20 protein-coding genes are annotated in these 16,468 nt (G+C 32.9%); 9 read left to right on the top strand and 11 right to left on the bottom strand.

Annotation, left to right across the window (positions count from 1 at the left end):
- Positions 1–33: 33 nt before the first annotated feature.
- Complete coding sequence (locus tag SJY34_RS04930; protein WP_400079485.1) at positions 34–1,482, bottom strand: glyceraldehyde-3-phosphate dehydrogenase; 1,449 nt, start codon at positions 1,480–1,482, stop codon at positions 34–36.
- 135 nt (positions 1,483–1,617) lie between these two features.
- Positions 1,618–3,027 carry a trypsin-like peptidase domain-containing protein gene (locus SJY34_RS04925; RefSeq protein WP_400079482.1) on the bottom strand — a complete coding sequence of 470 codons (1,410 nt, stop codon included), beginning with the start codon at positions 3,025–3,027 and terminating at the stop codon, positions 1,618–1,620.
- A 151-nt stretch (positions 3,028–3,178) separates the two neighbouring features.
- On the opposite strand from SJY34_RS04925, the gene dapF reads away from it, so the two are divergent.
- The 5 genes from dapF to SJY34_RS04900 all read left to right on the top strand — a co-directional run bounded on the left by dapF (position 3,179) and on the right by SJY34_RS04900 (position 7,209).
- Positions 3,179–3,958 carry a diaminopimelate epimerase gene (gene dapF, locus SJY34_RS04920; protein ID WP_400079479.1) on the top strand — a complete coding sequence of 260 codons (780 nt, stop codon included), beginning with the start codon at positions 3,179–3,181 and terminating at the stop codon, positions 3,956–3,958.
- Positions 3,952–4,476, top strand: coding sequence for a GNAT family N-acetyltransferase (locus tag SJY34_RS04915; RefSeq protein ID WP_400079476.1), 525 nt, complete (start codon positions 3,952–3,954; stop codon positions 4,474–4,476). Before dapF ends, SJY34_RS04915 begins: the two co-directional genes overlap by 7 nt.
- A 5-nt stretch (positions 4,477–4,481) precedes the next feature.
- Entirely contained in the window at positions 4,482–5,525 is a 1,044-nt protein-coding gene (gene mltG, locus SJY34_RS04910) for an endolytic transglycosylase MltG (RefSeq protein WP_400079473.1), read from the top strand.
- Positions 5,526–5,527: 2 nt separating this feature from the next.
- The gene (locus tag SJY34_RS04905) at positions 5,528–6,433 is read left to right on the top strand and encodes a DUF2279 domain-containing protein (protein WP_400079470.1); all 906 of its coding nucleotides are present in this window, start codon (positions 5,528–5,530) and stop codon (positions 6,431–6,433) included.
- 119 nt (positions 6,434–6,552) lie between these two features.
- Positions 6,553–7,209: a peptidoglycan-binding protein LysM gene (locus SJY34_RS04900; RefSeq protein ID WP_400079467.1), complete on the top strand. Its 657-nt coding sequence runs from the start codon at positions 6,553–6,555 to the stop codon at positions 7,207–7,209.
- Here the strand turns inward: SJY34_RS04900 and SJY34_RS04895 are convergent.
- From SJY34_RS04895 to dnaA, 4 genes are all read right to left on the bottom strand, one after another.
- Positions 7,206–7,922, bottom strand: coding sequence for an SAM-dependent methyltransferase (locus tag SJY34_RS04895; protein WP_400079465.1), 717 nt, complete (start codon positions 7,920–7,922; stop codon positions 7,206–7,208). The genes SJY34_RS04900 and SJY34_RS04895 overlap by 4 nt on opposite strands.
- Complete coding sequence (locus tag SJY34_RS04890; RefSeq protein ID WP_400079463.1) at positions 7,922–8,311, bottom strand: hypothetical protein; 390 nt, start codon at positions 8,309–8,311, stop codon at positions 7,922–7,924. The genes SJY34_RS04895 and SJY34_RS04890 overlap by 1 nt, the downstream gene beginning before the upstream one ends.
- 75 nt (positions 8,312–8,386) lie before the next feature.
- Positions 8,387–8,842 carry a low molecular weight protein-tyrosine-phosphatase gene (locus SJY34_RS04885; RefSeq protein ID WP_400079460.1) on the bottom strand — a complete coding sequence of 152 codons (456 nt, stop codon included), beginning with the start codon at positions 8,840–8,842 and terminating at the stop codon, positions 8,387–8,389.
- Positions 8,843–8,853: 11 nt separating this feature from the next.
- Positions 8,854–10,281, bottom strand: coding sequence for a chromosomal replication initiator protein DnaA (gene dnaA / locus SJY34_RS04880; protein ID WP_400079457.1), 1,428 nt, complete (start codon positions 10,279–10,281; stop codon positions 8,854–8,856).
- Positions 10,282–10,478: 197 nt separating this feature from the next.
- Between dnaA and SJY34_RS04875 the strand changes: the two genes are divergently transcribed.
- The gene (locus SJY34_RS04875) at positions 10,479–10,886 is read left to right on the top strand and encodes an acyl-CoA thioesterase (RefSeq protein WP_400079454.1); all 408 of its coding nucleotides are present in this window, start codon (positions 10,479–10,481) and stop codon (positions 10,884–10,886) included.
- Here the strand turns inward: SJY34_RS04875 and SJY34_RS04870 are convergent.
- From SJY34_RS04870 to SJY34_RS04850, 5 genes are read right to left on the bottom strand one after another with little or no spacing between them, the layout of a single operon-like run.
- Positions 10,881–11,486: an IMPACT family protein gene (locus SJY34_RS04870; protein ID WP_400079452.1), complete on the bottom strand. Its 606-nt coding sequence runs from the start codon at positions 11,484–11,486 to the stop codon at positions 10,881–10,883. The two genes, SJY34_RS04875 and SJY34_RS04870, sit on opposite strands and share 6 nt — an antisense overlap.
- Positions 11,486–12,337, bottom strand: coding sequence for an EamA family transporter (locus SJY34_RS04865; protein ID WP_400079450.1), 852 nt, complete (start codon positions 12,335–12,337; stop codon positions 11,486–11,488). The genes SJY34_RS04870 and SJY34_RS04865 overlap by 1 nt, the downstream gene beginning before the upstream one ends.
- Complete coding sequence (locus tag SJY34_RS04860) at positions 12,334–12,951, bottom strand: HAD-IA family hydrolase (protein WP_400079447.1); 618 nt, start codon at positions 12,949–12,951, stop codon at positions 12,334–12,336. Before SJY34_RS04860 ends, SJY34_RS04865 begins: the two co-directional genes overlap by 4 nt.
- Positions 12,938–13,942 carry a bifunctional diaminohydroxyphosphoribosylaminopyrimidine deaminase/5-amino-6-(5-phosphoribosylamino)uracil reductase RibD gene (gene ribD, locus SJY34_RS04855; protein ID WP_400079444.1) on the bottom strand — a complete coding sequence of 335 codons (1,005 nt, stop codon included), beginning with the start codon at positions 13,940–13,942 and terminating at the stop codon, positions 12,938–12,940. The genes SJY34_RS04860 and ribD overlap by 14 nt, the downstream gene beginning before the upstream one ends.
- Complete coding sequence (locus SJY34_RS04850; protein WP_400079441.1) at positions 13,943–14,401, bottom strand: LEA type 2 family protein; 459 nt, start codon at positions 14,399–14,401, stop codon at positions 13,943–13,945.
- A 62-nt stretch (positions 14,402–14,463) separates the two neighbouring features.
- Here SJY34_RS04850 and SJY34_RS04845 point away from each other — a divergent pair, with 62 nt between their 5' ends.
- Genes SJY34_RS04845 through SJY34_RS04835 form a run of 3 tightly spaced genes read left to right on the top strand, consistent with a single transcriptional unit; the run spans position 14,464 to position 16,466 of the window.
- Positions 14,464–14,955: a GNAT family N-acetyltransferase gene (locus tag SJY34_RS04845; RefSeq protein ID WP_400079439.1), complete on the top strand. Its 492-nt coding sequence runs from the start codon at positions 14,464–14,466 to the stop codon at positions 14,953–14,955.
- Positions 14,956–14,957: 2 nt separating this feature from the next.
- Complete coding sequence (gene prmC, locus SJY34_RS04840) at positions 14,958–15,830, top strand: peptide chain release factor N(5)-glutamine methyltransferase (protein ID WP_400079438.1); 873 nt, start codon at positions 14,958–14,960, stop codon at positions 15,828–15,830.
- A 54-nt stretch (positions 15,831–15,884) separates the two neighbouring features.
- Complete coding sequence (locus SJY34_RS04835) at positions 15,885–16,466, top strand: TIGR00730 family Rossman fold protein (RefSeq protein WP_400079437.1); 582 nt, start codon at positions 15,885–15,887, stop codon at positions 16,464–16,466.
- The last annotated feature ends 2 nt before the right edge of the window (positions 16,467–16,468 follow it).

Genomic DNA, 16,468 nt, shown 5'->3' with positions numbered 1-16,468 from the left:
GACAAGATTTTTTCTTTTCCTTTTTCACGAATTCTAATAATAAGCATAGCGTCTTACCTTAGAAATATACTTTGCTAAACGAATAACTTGGTGGCTATAACCATATTCGTTATCATACCATATATATAGTATTGCGTTTTTACCATCTTTTCTTACGATAGTCGCTTTACTATCATAGATTGATGGTGCAGAGCTACCAATGATATCACTGGATACCAATTCGTCACTCATTTCGTATTTAATTTGTTCAACCAAATCGCCTTCAAGCGCATATTTTTTCATAATGGTATTCATGCTTTCAACAGAAGTGCCATTTTTTAATTCTAAACTTAGAATAGCTAAAGAACCATTTGGTACAGGAACTCTAATGGCATTCGACGTTAATTTACCTTCTAAAGATGGTAAAGCTTTGCTTACTGCTTGTCCTGCTCCGGTTTCGGTAATTACCATATTTAAACCTGCTGCACGACCTCGCCTGTATTTTTTATGGAAATTGTCTACTAAGTTTTGGTCGTTTGTATATGCGTGAATAGTTTCTAAATGTCCGGTTTTAATGCCAAAAGAATCCTCAACTGCTTTTAAAACAGGTGTAATTGCATTAGTGGTGCAAGACGCTGCAGAAAAAATATCTACTTTATCAGGATTGTGCTCCAAATGATTTACTCCATGTACAATATTAGGAACCCCTTTTCCAGGTGCCGTTAATAATACTTTAGAAACACCTTTGGCTTTTAAATGTCTGCTTAAGGCTTCTTTATCTCTAAACGCACCTGTATTATCAATTATTAAAGCATTATTAATACCATATTTAATATAATCAATCTCTTCTGGTTTATCTGCCGATATGATACTCACAGTAGTACCATTAATGATTAAAGCTTTGTTTTTTAAATCTGTACTTACCATACCAGAGAAGTCACCATGTACAGAGTCATTTCTTAGTAATGAAGCACGTTTTTCTAAAACAGTCTGGTCAATTGCTCCTCTGGTAACGATAGCTCTTAACCTTAGTTGGTTGCCATTACCTGTACGTGTCATTAACTCACGTGCTACCAATCTACCAATTCTACCAAATCCGTAGAGCACAACGTCTTTCGGTTCTATACTTTTGCCATTATTGGCTTTACCCAATTTTGAAGCTACAAAAGCAGTGGCATTGCTATACTTTTGATCCTCTAAATGAAACTCATAAGTAAGTTTACCAATATCTAATTTTGCAGGTGGTAAATTTAGTGCGTTAATGGCTTGTGCAATCTCCACGGAATCAAAAATAGAAATTGGTTTCTGAACAAATTCTCCTGCATACTCGTGCAGGTTTAAAATTTCGCTCACATTTCTATCAATTAATTGATTTCTAAATAGTACAAGCTCAATGGACTTGTCGTACCATAAATCGCTTATAATTTTAATAAATTCGACCGTAGCTCTGCGACGATCTGCTTGAAACGCTAACTCTTTCTCGTAAGTGTCGTTAAAACCCATTTGTTTTGGTTTAGTTGATTTGAATTTCGGCAAAAGTAGTATATTTCAAACGTTTTCGTAGCACATTTAATCGAAAATAAAAACCCTTCAAAGAATAATACTTTGAAGGGTTATTTTAAGCTTACTTATTTTTATTTACCTAAAATGATAAACTACTTTTTCAAGCTCTTTATTTATAACCTCGATTTGAAGAGGTTCATTAAAATTTCTTGTTTTTAATGCTTTTTGAGCATCATCTACCGAATACAATTTATTTCCATTAATCTTTGTGATAATGCTACCTTCCTCAATACCGTTTTTATTCCAGTATGGCTCGTAGTTTTTATCAAATTTTGTGATCTTAACTCCATATTCAGTATTAAACTTCTTTAATTCCTTTTCTGAAGCATTCTTAACAAATCCAATAGTTTCTACAACATATGTTGAGGGCTTTAATAAAGTTACTGGTAATACTTCCTCATCACCATTTCTTATTAAAGTCACATTCACGATGTCATCAGGACTTTTTGTTTTTAAGTAACCAGACAGGTCTGAGAATTTGTTGATTTCTACAGCATCAATTTTTTTGATGATATCTCCAGATTGTATTCCGGCTTTGGCTGCTCCAGTATCTTCAGTGACTTCACTAACATAAAACCCTTCTGCAGTATCGGTTCCTAATTCTTCGGCGACTTTACTATTCAGTGCTCCACCAACCACACCAAGAATACCATTTTGCACGTTACCATACTCCATAATATCATTAACAATTTTACGGGCAATATTACTTGGTACTGCAAAAGAGTAACCAATGTAAGACCCTGTTTGTGAGGATATAGCTGTGTTAATACCTATTAAATCTCCATTTGTATTTACTAAGGCACCACCAGAATTACCAGGATTTACTGCTGCATCCGTCTGAATAAAAGACTGTAAGTTTCTTCCACTAAGATCTCTGGATTTTGCGCTTATGATTCCCGCTGTAACCGTAGAGTTTAAATTAAATGGATTACCAACAGCCAAAACCCATTCTCCAATTTTTGCATTGTCAGAATCGCCAAATGCCATAAAAGGTAGTTCTTCTTCAGTTTCAATTTTTAATAAAGCAATATCAGTAGACTCATCTGTCCCAATAAGTTCGGCCATATAAGACTTGTTATTATTTAAGGTAATGCTGATTTGGTTTGCATTTTTAATTACATGATTATTTGTTACGATATAACCCATAGGTGATATAATAACTCCACTACCAGTGCCAACTTGCGCACGTTGAGAATTGCGACCATAGAACAAATCTCTCATGCTCATGGGTGAACTCACTATAGAAGTATTTTTTACATGCACCACAGCGTCTATTGTTTTCTCCGCAGCTTCAACAAAGTTTGGAGCAATTGTAGCTGTATTATTTATAGTAGAACTTGCAGCTGTTGGGACATAAATTGGTAGATCAGATACTTGCTCTACAGCCAATTGTTCAGGGTTTTCTTCGATAAAAAGTTTGTAGCCACCTAAAGCCAATGCACCACCTAATACCGAAACACAAATTAAAGTTAGGATCTTCTTCATAATTAATTTTAGATTTAAGTTTAACTATTTAACGTATAAATTTAGATATTTATTGAATTTCATTTTTATTTTAACGACTATTTAACGTCAATTTTAACTGCCCTTTAACACCTCAATTTACAAGCTAATATTCTTATATTTGTGGCAACTTATGATGATGACATTTTACAAATATCAAGGCACAGGAAACGACTTTATTATTGTTGATAACCGTTTACAACATATCGACAAAAACAATACCAATCGTATTGCAGAATTATGCGACAGACGTTTTGGCATTGGAGCTGACGGATTTATACTCTTAGAAAATGACAATATTTCAGATTTTAAAATGGTCTATTATAATGCAGATGGTAACGAAAGTAGTATGTGTGGCAATGGAGGACGTTGTATCACGGCTTTTGCTAAATTTCTTGGTGTTATTGAAAATTCAACCGAGTTTACTGCTATAGACGGATTGCATAAAGCGAAGATTGAAAATGATATTGTACATCTCCAAATGCAAGATGTATCTTCGATTGAAACTCACAGCAATCACTTATTTTTAGATACAGGCTCGCCGCATCATGTCGAAATGGTTTCTAATATAAGTGCGTTTGAAGTTAAAGCTAATGGCTCTAAAATTAGATACGGCCAACCTTATAATAAGGCTGGTAGTAATGTGAATTTTGTTGAGCAATTATCTGCCGATAATTTCGCTGTTAGAACTTACGAGCGTGGAGTAGAGGATGAAACTTTATCTTGTGGAACTGGAGTTACAGCTGTGGCTTTAGCGATGCATGCATGTGGAAAAACGAAACATAATGAAGTGGGTTTAAAAACGCCAGGAGGTCAACTTAAAGTCACTTTTAGTAGTGATGACAGAGGTTATAATGATATTTGGTTAATTGGACCAGCTCAGCAAGTTTTTAAAGGTGAAATAGAATGGTAACACTAAAAGGTAAACATATCTATTTAAGAGCTTTAGAGCCAGAAGATCTCGATTTTGTTTATACCATTGAAAATGATACATCACTTTGGGAATTGAGTGATACCCAAACACCCTATTCTAGATTCTTAGTAAAGCAGTATCTTGAAAACGCACAGCAAGATATTTATGAAGCCAAACAGTTACGACTTGCAATTTGCGATAAGAATGATAAAACTATTGGTCTTATTGATATTTTTGATTTTGACGTAAAAAACAAACGCGCAGGTATTGGTATTTTAATCCAAAATGAATCTGATAGATATAAAGGTTCAGGAAAAGAAGCTTTAGAGCTTCTAGTAAATTACTGCTTTAGTGCCTTGCATTTGCATCAGGTGTATGCTAATATTTCTGAAAGTAACTCTGCAAGTTTAAAACTTTTTGAAGGTAATGGCTTTAAAAGAATAGGACTAAAAAAAGACTGGAGTTTTGATGGCAAGCAGTTTTCAAACGAATATATATTACAACGTATTAACGAATAAATCTTATGTACATTAAAAAAATCCTTTGGGCTGTTGCCTTAATCGGACTCGTAATTTTTGCAGTAATTGCATACTACATCTATGGTGCTATGTTTGAGCCTAACACAAAATTTAATAATGAAACGGCTTATATTTATGTGCCAACCAATGCCAATTATAACGATGTTCGCGATCAACTAGTGCCACTTTTAGAAGATATAGATAAGTTCGATGCTTTAGCAAGTCAGAAAAAATACACGACGAATATTAAAGCTGGTCGTTTTGCTATTTCTAAGGGTATGAATAATAATGATATTATCAACTCCATTCGTAGTAAAAATTTGCCGATTAAAATTGCTTTCAATAATCAGAATAGTTTGGCAGATTTAGCAGGAAGAATAAGTACACAGATTGAGGCAGATAGTTTATCTCTATATAAGGCTATGACCGATGAATCATTTTTAAGAGAAAATGAATTTTCGAAAGCTACAGCTTTAGGAATGTATTTGCCAAATAGTTATGAATTCTTTTGGAATACATCGGCCGAAGGTTTTAGAGATAAAATGTTATTAGAATACAATCGTTTTTGGACAGAAAGTCGAAAAATTAAAGCTAAAAAATTAAAGCTAAAGCCAAATGAAGTTATAACATTGGCTTCAATAGTGCATGAGGAATCAAAACAAGCAGATGAGCAACCAAGGGTTGCAGGTGTATATTTAAATAGATTACGAATTGGTATGGCTTTACAAGCAGACCCAACTTTAAAATTTGCTGCATATCAATTACCAAAGTATCAGAATACGGTTATAAGACGTGTATTGAATATTCATAAAGAAATAGATTCTCCGTATAATACTTACAAAAATACAGGATTGCCACCAGGACTTATTGCCATGCCAGATTTGTCTGCAATAAAGGCAGTTCTTAATCCTGAAAAGCACAGTTATCTTTATTTTGCTGCCGATGCGAAGCGAATAGGTTATCATAAATTTGCTAAAACCTTAGGTCAGCACAATAACAATGCACGTGAGTATCAAAAATATTTGTCTTCTCAAGGCATAAATAGATAAATGTGAAGAGTTGGTATTGCTATATAGTCATTCTCTTAGCAGTAAATCAATCGCTTTTCTCACAATCAAAGCTTAATCAGTTTTTAAAACCTAGTGATAGTTTAAATACATCACGAAGAAATGCGGTTGTAATTACGGAAACTGCATTAGCTACAGCAACACTTGTTAGTCTTAATCAGCTATGGTATGCAGCTTATCCTCGTTCTAAATTTAAAACCATAAATGATAGCGGTGAATGGTTGCAGATGGATAAAATGGGACATGTTTTTTCATCGTATCAATTAGGTAGATTAAGTGCAAACACTTTTAATTGGGCTGGAGTACAAAAAAAGGATCAACTTATTTATGGTTCTACTTTAGGGCTTGGTTTTTTAACAGCTGTTGAAGTTATGGATGGTTTTTCAGAAGAATGGGGATTTTCTTGGACCGATATGGCAGCAAATGTTACCGGAACAGGTTTGTATGTTGGTCAAGAATTATTGTGGCAAGAACAGCGTATTCTTTTGAAGTATTCATTTCATAGAACGGATTTTGCTCAACAACGACCAGATAAATTAGGGAGTGGGTTTTCTGAAGAGTTTTTAAAAGATTATAATGGACAGACGTATTGGCTGAGTGCTAATATTAATTCGTTTTTAAATACTAATAGTGTTCCCAAATGGTTAAACTTAGCTTTTGGATATGGAGCCAACGGAATGCTCACAGGTGATGCTAATGATCCCTTATTTTTAAATCAAAATAGAACCCGTCAATATTACTTGAGTTTAGATATAGATTTAAGTCGAATAAGAACAAACTCTAATGTCCTAAAAACCATATTTGACGTTTTTAACGTAATTAAGGTTCCATTTCCGGCATTAGAACTAAATAGCAAAGGACGTCTAAAACTGCACCCTATCTACTTTTAACAACTTTTTATAACACTTAAGCGACTGGTTTTCAGTTTTTAGAAATATGTCGTATCTTTGCAGGCGAATTTAGCAATCTTATTTTGGGGAAAATATTTTGCTATAAAAGGTTAGCTGTAATGAACATCTACAGAATTAAAAATGCTGTTTTACCATTTGTAATTTGCTTTTTAATTGCAATGGCATTATATCCAGATTCAACTCTCGATCCTGAGGTTTATTCAACAGAAGGATTACAACTCGATTATAATATTTCTAAAGATCTGGCAATGACTTCTAATGTGAATGATGCCAAACAGAATATGTTTTCACCACACTTAGGAAAATCTTTCGAAGGCTTTAAGGAAGCTTTAGCTTTTAAAGAGTCTAGAGGTGATTATTTTACGGTAAATACTTTGGGTTATTTGGGGAAATATCAATTTGGAGCAGAGACATTAAAACTTATAGGTATTTATAGTCCTAATCAGTTTTTATACGATCCTGAATTGCAAGAGAAGGCATTCTTTGCTAATGCAGAACGAAATAAGTGGATTCTCAGAAAAGATATTGAACGCTATGTGGGAAAGCAAATAGGTAATGTTAAAGTAACTGAATCTGGTATTTTAGCTGCTGCACATTTGGCAGGTCCAGGAAGTGTGAAAAAGTTTTTGCGTAGTCATGGCGGTCGTAATAGTTCTGATGCCTATGGTTCTACAGTAAAACACTACATGAAAAAGTTTTCAGGTTACGATACTTCAATTGTAATTCCAAATAAAAAAGCTAAGGTTTCTCCTTAGTCTTTCTGAATAATAAATATTGCAGGTCTTTTATGCAGATCTTCTTTATTGTGTTTCCAGTCTTTTGCAGATTTTGTTCTAATAAATTCTGTAGGTAAAGTTAAATCGCACGCCACACAAACTCTGGTATTAGGATGTAATATTGCTGTTAAATCATCGAGCATTTTCATGTTTCTATATGGAGTCTCTATGAAAATTTGTGCTTGATTATGTTCAAATGATATACGTTCTAATGCCTTTAATTTAGATTTTCGTTCACTTTTATCTATAGGTAAATAGCCATTAAAAGTAAAACTTTGTCCATTCATGCCAGATCCCATTAATGCCAATATAATTGAAGAAGGTCCTACGAGTGGTACAACTTTTATATCCATTTGATGTGCTAAACTTACAATATCGGCGCCAGGATCTGCAATTGCAGGACAACCAGCCTCAGATAGTAGACCTATTGAAACACCTTCTAAACATGCGTTTAGGTAGGTATTGCGTTCAGCTTCGGTAGTGTATTTGTTTAAGACTTGAAGTTTTAAACTTGGCTGAGATTTACCTGGCGAAACGCGTTTAATAAAACGACGTGCTGTTTTTTCATTTTCAACGATATAATAGTTTAAATCCTCAATAATTTTTTTAATTGAAATTGGTAAAACTTCGAGTGGCGGATTGTCACCTAATCGTGTTGGGATAAGATATAATTTACCTTTACTGCTGTTCATTAACATATAACCAGTTTATGTGTGCTTTGTTCTCCGTTTTTCAAATTGATTTCTAATATATAGATACCAATGGAGAGATCAGTAGTATTTACTTTTTGAATAATTTCCGTATTCTCTAGAATTCTTTTTGCCCCTTTACCTTTTAAATTGTTAATAGATATTACGCTATCATCAATATTTAAAAACGGGTTGGTATTTACTGTTCCATCGTTATTAATGAGTTTTATAAACCCATCCTGTTCTGCGACATAGAGCTTATCATATCCAGTATGCTTAATACTAGATGGCCTGTCTAAATTTGAAGCAAAGCGTTCGAAATCTAAATTCTGAGAATGAGAAAAAGGAATGATGATAAATGGGAATAAAAGTAGAAACAATAAAGTTTTCATCACAAATTTATATAATGCACAGGTACTAATTTACAAAAAAGACTTTTGACTTAAGGCGCTAATTAGTGTTTAGTTTTAATCAATTAAAAACTTAGATAATATATCACAAGTGTCGTCTATGAGCGCATAAACATTTTCGAAATCGGAAAGTTCACCATAATAAGGATCTGGCACATTTTTATTGCTAATTGCGTCATTTACTTCTAGGAATAGTTTCACCTTCTCAATATCTTTATTGCTTCTTGCTAAACTAATGATATTGGTGTAGTTAGATTGATCCATAGCATAAATGTAATCAAAGGCATCAAAATCTGAGATTTTAAATTGTCTAGCACGTTGTGTACTAATATCTATATCGTTGTTTCTAGCTACAGTAATGGAGCGTTTGTCTGGAGTATTACCAATATGGTATGCTGCAGTGCCGGCAGAATCTACATAAAAATGATCTTCAGGAAGTTTTGATTGTAAGATACCATGAGCTAATGGTGAACGGCATATATTACCAAGACACACCATCAAAATACTGGTCATAGTTAAGGTAATTAAAGTGCTAGTTTTTTTGATAAATCCTCAACATACTTTCTAAATTGTTTGTCAGTTGAAGATAAATTGTTCACAGTCTTGCATGCGTGCAGTACAGTAGCATGATCGCGTTGTCCAATTTGAGATCCAATACTCGCTAAGGATGCCTTAGTGTATTTTTTTGCAAAAAACATTGCTAGTTGCCGTGCTTGTACAATGTGACGTTTACGTGTTTTTGATTGAAGCGTATTAACATCCATTTGAAAATAATCTGAAACGACTTTTTGAATGTAATCAATGGACACTTCGCGCTTAGTATTTTTAACAAACTTTTCTACAATATCCTTCGCTAAGTTTATTGTAATTTCTTTTTTGTTAAATGAGGATTGTGCAATTAGAGAAATTATAGCACCTTCAAGTTCTCTAACGTTTGTTTTAATATGCTTTGCGACATATTCAACTATTTCTTCTGACATTTCCACACCATCTCTATAAAGTTTGTTCTTTAAGATAGAAACTCTGGTTTCAAAATCTGGTGTTTGTAATTCAGCAGAAAGTCCCCATTTAAAACGCGATAGCAAACGTTGTTCAATATCTTGCATATCAACAGGAGCTTTGTCACTAGTCAAAATAACTTGCTTTCCGTTTTGGTGTAAGTGATTAAATATATGGAAAAATACATCTTGTGTACCTGTTTTTCCTGATAAGAATTGTACGTCGTCTATAATAAGAACATCTATAATCTGGTAGAAGTGAATAAAATCATTTCTATTATTCTTTTTTACAGAATCGATATACTGCTGTGTAAACTTTTCTGCAGAAATGTAAAGCACTGTTTTTTCAGGATACTTATCTTTAATGTCAACACCAATGGCATGCGCTAGATGTGTCTTTCCTAAGCCAACACCTCCAAAAATTAAAAGCGGATTAAATGAGGTTCCACCTGGTTTGTTAGCAACTGCAATACCAGCGTTTCTTGCAAGTCTATTAGAATCTCCTTCTAAGAAATTTTCGAAACTATAACTTGGATTTAACTGAGATTCAATTTTTACATTTCTAATTCCAGGAATTACAAACGGATTTTTTAACTCAGGACTTTTATTGTTAAATGGTACATCTACATCTTGAGACTTTACAGCAGATCTATTAGAGCTAGGAATCTTTTCTGTAAACGGTTGCTTATTGCCATATGTGTTTTCCATTTTAATAACGTAAACCAATTTAGCATCTTCACCTAACTCTTTATTTAAAGCAACTTTTAAAATTTTAACGTAGTGTTCTTCTAACCACTCATAAAAAAACTTACTAGGAACTTGAATACTTAAAGCATTTCCGGAAAGTTTAACAGCATCTATGGGTTCAAACCAAGTTCTATAGGCTTGCGGTTGGATATTATCTTTTATAAAGGCGAGACAATTACTCCATACAGATTGCGCTGTGATCTCCATTCGTTAAGTTAAATTTTTATTGTTAGTTAGATTAGCAAAAAAAAAGAGAATTAGGATTCTCTTGTTGTTTTGAACATGACAAATATGTGAACAAAATTCTTAATAAAAAAATGAAAAAATGTTGAATTTTCAGATTTTTTTTCTCATGTTTAAAACTTCTGAAAATTACAAAATTTTTATTAAACAATCTCATGTAAATGAATTTTAACGAAACAAAAATAAGAGTTCGCTATGGTGAGACAGACCAGATGGGTGTTGTGTACCACGCCAATTATGCCGTTTATTTTGAAGTCGGTAGAACTGAGTGGTTACGTGAGTTTGGGCTCAGTTACAGTGGAATGGAAGCTGACGGGATTATGTTGCCTGTTATTTCGTTATCTATAAATTACAAAAATTCAGCACGTTACGACGATGTTGTTAAAGTAAAAACTACACTCAAAAAATTACCAACAGCATCTATTGAATTTCACTACGAACTGCATAATGAGTCCGATGTTTTGCTCGCTACTGGTAATACAATTCTTGCATTTATTAATATGAAGACGAATAGACCTACGCGATGTCCGAAATATCTTTTAGATAAACTGCAAAATTATTCGTTATAATTCATGGACTTCAACACCAAAAAAATTATCGAATACTTCATAAATTTGAGAATAGTTACTTTTTCTGACAGATATTTCTAACACGCAGTTCAGTTCTAATGTCTGATTTGTAATTTCAACCTCATTTTTTTTCAAAATGCGCATCACTTTACTCATATTTTTATATTCAAATTCTAGTTTAAATTTCTTATTGATTGTCTTCTCAATAATTTTTGCAGATTCTAATGCTAATTGTGCTGCAGTTCTATAGGCATTTATTAATCCACCAACACCTAGCTTTACACCTCCGTAATATCGAACGACAATTATCAGAATATTTGTAAGTTCAAAAGATTGAATCTGTCCATAAATGGGCATTCCCGCAGAATTGTTTGGCTCACCATCGTCATTTGCTCTATATTTAATATTTTCTGTTCCTATTTGGTAGGCATAGCACCAATGTCTTGCTGAGTGATGTTTCTTTTTTAATTCTTCGAGATGTATTCTTATTTGTTCTTCGTCTGTAACAGGAAAGGCATAGCCATAGAATTTACTGTTTTTATCTTTAAATAGTTCTCCTTCAGCTGGTTTTGCAATTGTTTTATATATGTCTTCTTCCACTAAGCTAAAGTTACTAATACTATTGAAATTAAGGCTAATGAAATACCAATCCAGTTTTTCTTGGAGATTTGTTCTTTAAATAGTAGTAATCCAATTAAAGTTGAGACAGCAACAATAGCAACATTATTGATGGTGAATACTGAAGAGCTTTCAAACCCATCTACACGCAATGCCTTTAATAGAAAATACATAGAGCAATAATTGGCAATTCCTAATAGAATACCTAAAGGCAAACTTTTTATTTTAAAGTGGTTTTTTAAAACAATCGATTTGTAACTTAGAATGATGAGGCCAATAATACCAGCCATACCAAAAATAACAGCTAAAAATAATTGCATATGATTTTTTGGTGCAAAATGATTCACAGAAGTGTCTATAATGCCAGAGCCAAAAAACAGAATTATTGGTAAGTAAATTGCTCGTGTTAAGACAGTATGGTCTTTTTGTTTTACAGAAGTAAGATAAACTGCGACTAAGGCTAAAATAATTCCTATTATTTTTTGAATTCCAGCGCTTTCATTATAAACATAGATTCCAAAAATTATGGGAATTATGACACTCATTTTACTAGCTACTGAAACTACTGAAAGTCCATTTTTTTGTGCCGTAAGTGCCATAACATTAAATATGGTTATAAATAAAAAGCCCAATCCAATCGCAATTTTAAACCAATGATTTTGAATAATTTCCGAAGCTATAACTTCCCCTTCATATAAAAGCAAACCACAAGTAAATGCTGTAAAATAATTAACAACAATAGCCTGAAACGTATTAATCTTATAATTGCCAAATAGTTTAAAAAGCACAAAGATTGCGGTAGACGACAAGATACTGAGTAGTAGATAGATCAAAAGAGTTCTTTTTTAATTTTGAATAAGTCCACAACATCTTCTTTAGTTTCATCAATATTCCAAGTATGGAATCCTAATTTTTCAGCAGCATTAGTATTTTCTTTTGTGTCATCAATAAAAAGACATTGGTTTGAAATTATATTATTTTCTTTTAGAACGAATTCAAAAATATCTGCATTAGGCTTTCTTAAGTGAATTTCATGAGTTAAGTAAAACGCATCAAAACAACTTTTAAAATTATTATAGAATGGCACTTTGTCTTTTATATAATCAATGTGCATAGTGTTGGTATTGCTTAAGAGTATAAGTTGATATTCGTTCCTCTGAGCTAGATTAGTAATGAAATCTAATCTGTGTTTAGGAAAGTCTTTGATAATATAGTTCCAAGCATTAATAATTTCGTTTTTAGTTAAATGCGAAAATTTTGATATGTAAAATTCAATAAATTCTGAAGTTGAAATCTTTCCAATTTCATATTTAATGTTGGTTTCGACCATGTCTGCTTCAAAAGTTTCTAGATTAAATAAATTAAGAGCATTTTGCATAGCTCCCTGCTTATCTAGATTGATAAAAACATCACCAAAATCGAAAATTAATGTTTTAATCTTTTGCATATATTCTTAATAGGTCGTTTTTAATCTTCGATTCCTCAATCAATTTTCCTTTTAGTATTGGTGCTTTTGTTCCAGTTTTAAATTCAATATCACCTGTAAAGATTCTGGCTTCGTCCCAAAGGTTTTCATTTATAAAGGTTTGTAGGGTTTGTGCACCACCTTCAATAATTATGGAGTTTATATTCTGATTAAATAAAATATCACTAATTTGAATCGCCATAGGCTCATTGAAATCTATATCATTATCTGTGATTGTCAATGTTTCGGCTTCGTCATTAAAACCATTAAAATCAGGATTTAATTTTGAGGTTTTATCTAAAACAACTCTTAATGGGTTTTTGCCAGTCCAATCTCTAACCGTTAAACTTGGATTATCCTCTATTACCGTATTTGTTCCTACTAAAATCGCTTGTTCTTCTGCTCGCCATTTATGCACCAACTGCCGTGAATAAGAGTTGGTAATCCAAACTGGCTGTTTTTCATCTTTATATTTTGGAGCAATAAAACCATCTTTAGTTTCCGCCCATTTTAATATAATATAAGGCCGTTTTTTATTATGAAAGGTGAAAAAACGTTTGTGATGTGCTTTGCATTCTTCTTCCATAACACCAAAGATAACTTTGCATCCAGAAGTTTTGAGTTTTGCAATACCTTTGCCGGCAACTTCTGGATTATCATCTATGCAGCCAATTATAACTTCTGGTATGTTATGCTTAATAATTAAATCGCTACAAGGAGGTGTTTTTCCGAAATGACTACATGGTTCTAACGTTACGTAGAGTTTACTTTTTGCTAGTAGAGATTTATCTACTATAGCGTTGATTGCATTAACCTCTGCATGCTTTCCTCCATAAGCACTTGTAAATCCTTCACCAATAATCTGATCTTTGTAAACTATAACAGCACCGACCATTGGGTTTGGTCTAGTGGAACCTAAACCATTTAAGGCAATTTGTAAACAACGTTTTATATAGGTTTCGTGCGTGGTCAATTAAAGCTTGATTTTTAGTTCTTGTGTTTCGTCAATAGTATAAGTAGAGGAGTAGCCAAAAACTTTGTATTTAATATCACCTTTGTACTGTACTTTTAAACGTTGCGAGATTAAACTTCCTAGTAATCCGCCTAAACTTTTCTTATCGATAATACTATCTGTTGCAACGGCAACAATAAGCGGAATGGTAAAGTTCTTTTTTGAAGGTACATTAAATTCGTCTGAAACAACTTTAGCCACTTCAGTATCGTTAATAAAAACCTTTAAATCATCTGTTTTTAAAGTGCCACCAACATCATTTGGATTCATAAATAGTGCGTCTGCACTGAGCGTAATTGATTGAATGTTAGAATTTACGACCTTAATATTTTCTAGACCAATAAATTCTGGTTCTTCAGTAACAGTGCAGTTGAAAACTAGTGTAAAAAATAAGGAAATGAATAAGATTCTTTTAAACATAAAATGGGAATTATCTTTATCTTCATACCGAAATAAATTCAGCATTAAAAATCATTAATTAAGTGCGTAAAGATACTATTGTTATTCGAGAAATTGAATCGGAAGACGATTCAAAAATTGCAAAAGCGATTCGTTCTGTTTTAATAGAAATGGGAGTACCTAAAGTAGGTACAGCTTATGAGGATAAAGCATTAGATTGTATGACTGATACTTATAATAAAGACAAGAAAAAATATTTTGTTGTAGTAAAAGGTGATGATATACTTGGCGGCGCAGGAATTTCCCCTTTAGATAATTACGAGGGCAATGTCTGTGAATTGCAAAAAATGTATTTTATGCCAGAAGCTAGAGGAAAAGGTTTAGGAAGTAAAATGATGGCCAAATGTTTAGAATTCGCAAAGCAAGTTGGTTTTGAGCAATGTTACTTAGAAACACTGCCTTATATGAAAGATGCCAGAAAATTATACCGAAAAGTCGGTTTTAAAGGTTTAGAAAAACCTATGGGAAATACAGGTCATTACTCATGTACAGAATGGATGCTTAAAGATTTGTAATTGTGCTGTTAAAAGACCTTCAAGATATATTTCATAAAGAATTAGATGCTATTTACGGTAAGAATGAAGTGGATAGTTTCTTCTTTTTATGCACAGGGCATTATTTGGACTTACCACGTTTTCAGTTGGCTTTACAGGCAGAATTCACCATTACAAAGCCAGAAACAGATACGTTTTTTAAGGTGCTAGAAGGTTTAATACAACAAAAACCGATACAATATATATTAGGTGAAACTGAATTTTATGGATTGCCATTTAAAGTGAATGAGAATGTTTTGATTCCAAGACCAGAAACAGAAGAGTTGGTTGATTTAATATTACGGTCTGTTACTTCGAGGGTAATAGAGAAGCCTTTGAGAATTATCGATATCGGAACAGGTTCGGGTTGTATAGCGATTAGTTTAGCTAAAAACCTAACAAATGCGAAGGTTTATGCTTTAGACGTGAGTAAACAAGCTTTAGAAGTTGCTAAAGAAAATGCGAAACGAAATGATATCGTTATTGAATTCATTGAAGGAGATATTTTAAATGAGAGTTGTCATTCCGCACTCGATGCGGAATCTAGTTTTGACATTATAGTATCCAATCCACCATACGTCAGAGCGCTCGAAAAACTAGAAATGAAACCCAATGTACTAGATAACGAACCACATTTAGCGTTATTTGTTGAAGATGAAAATCCATTGTTGTTCTATAAAGCAATAACTAATTTCGCTGTTAATAATTTGAAAGACAAAGGTGAATTGTATTTTGAAATTAACCAGTATCTTGGAAACGAAACCAAACAATTATTAATAGAAGCTAATTTTGAAAATGTAGAGTTGTTGAAAGACTTGAATGGTAATGATAGAATGCTTAAAGGAACGAAAAGATAAATTACAACTGTCACACTGAGCGTAGTCGAAGTGTCTCAAAAAGGAAATAGATTAATGAAGAGTATAGCAGTATTTTGTGGAAGTAGTGAAGGGAATGATGAAAAGATTGTAAGCGAAGCCTATAAATTAGGAGAAACTCTATCGCAAAGAAATATTGCTTTGGTATATGGAGCTGCTAAGATTGGAATTATGGGTAAAGTAGCGCAAGGTGTCATTGATAATAAAGGGGAAACCATCGGAATAATTCCAATATTCCTAAAAACAAAAGAGATCGTACATAACGAACTAACGGAGTTAATTATCACAGACAATATGCACGATCGTAAAGTGATTATGTATGAGCGAAGTGATGGTTTTATTATCATTCCTGGTGGTTTTGGTACTATGGATGAGTTTTTTGAAATCACAACTTGGGGACAATTAGGCTTACATACAAAACCAATTGGGATTTTAAATACTAACGGTTATTATGATGCATTAATTAAGCAATGCGAAATGATGGTAGAACGTGGGTTTTTAAAACAGGAAAATCTAGATGCTGTAGTTGTAGATACTACTATTGACGGATTATTAGAAAAAATGAATAATTACAAACCGTTACCTGCGCCTAAATGGTTGAATAAAGAGAGATTATAAAG

The organism is Winogradskyella sp. R77965, assembly GCF_044594915.1.
Lineage (GTDB): Bacteria > Bacteroidota > Bacteroidia > Flavobacteriales > Flavobacteriaceae > Winogradskyella.
The sequence above is the reverse complement of the archived record's forward strand: the minus strand, read 5'-3'. Positions and strand labels throughout refer to the sequence as shown.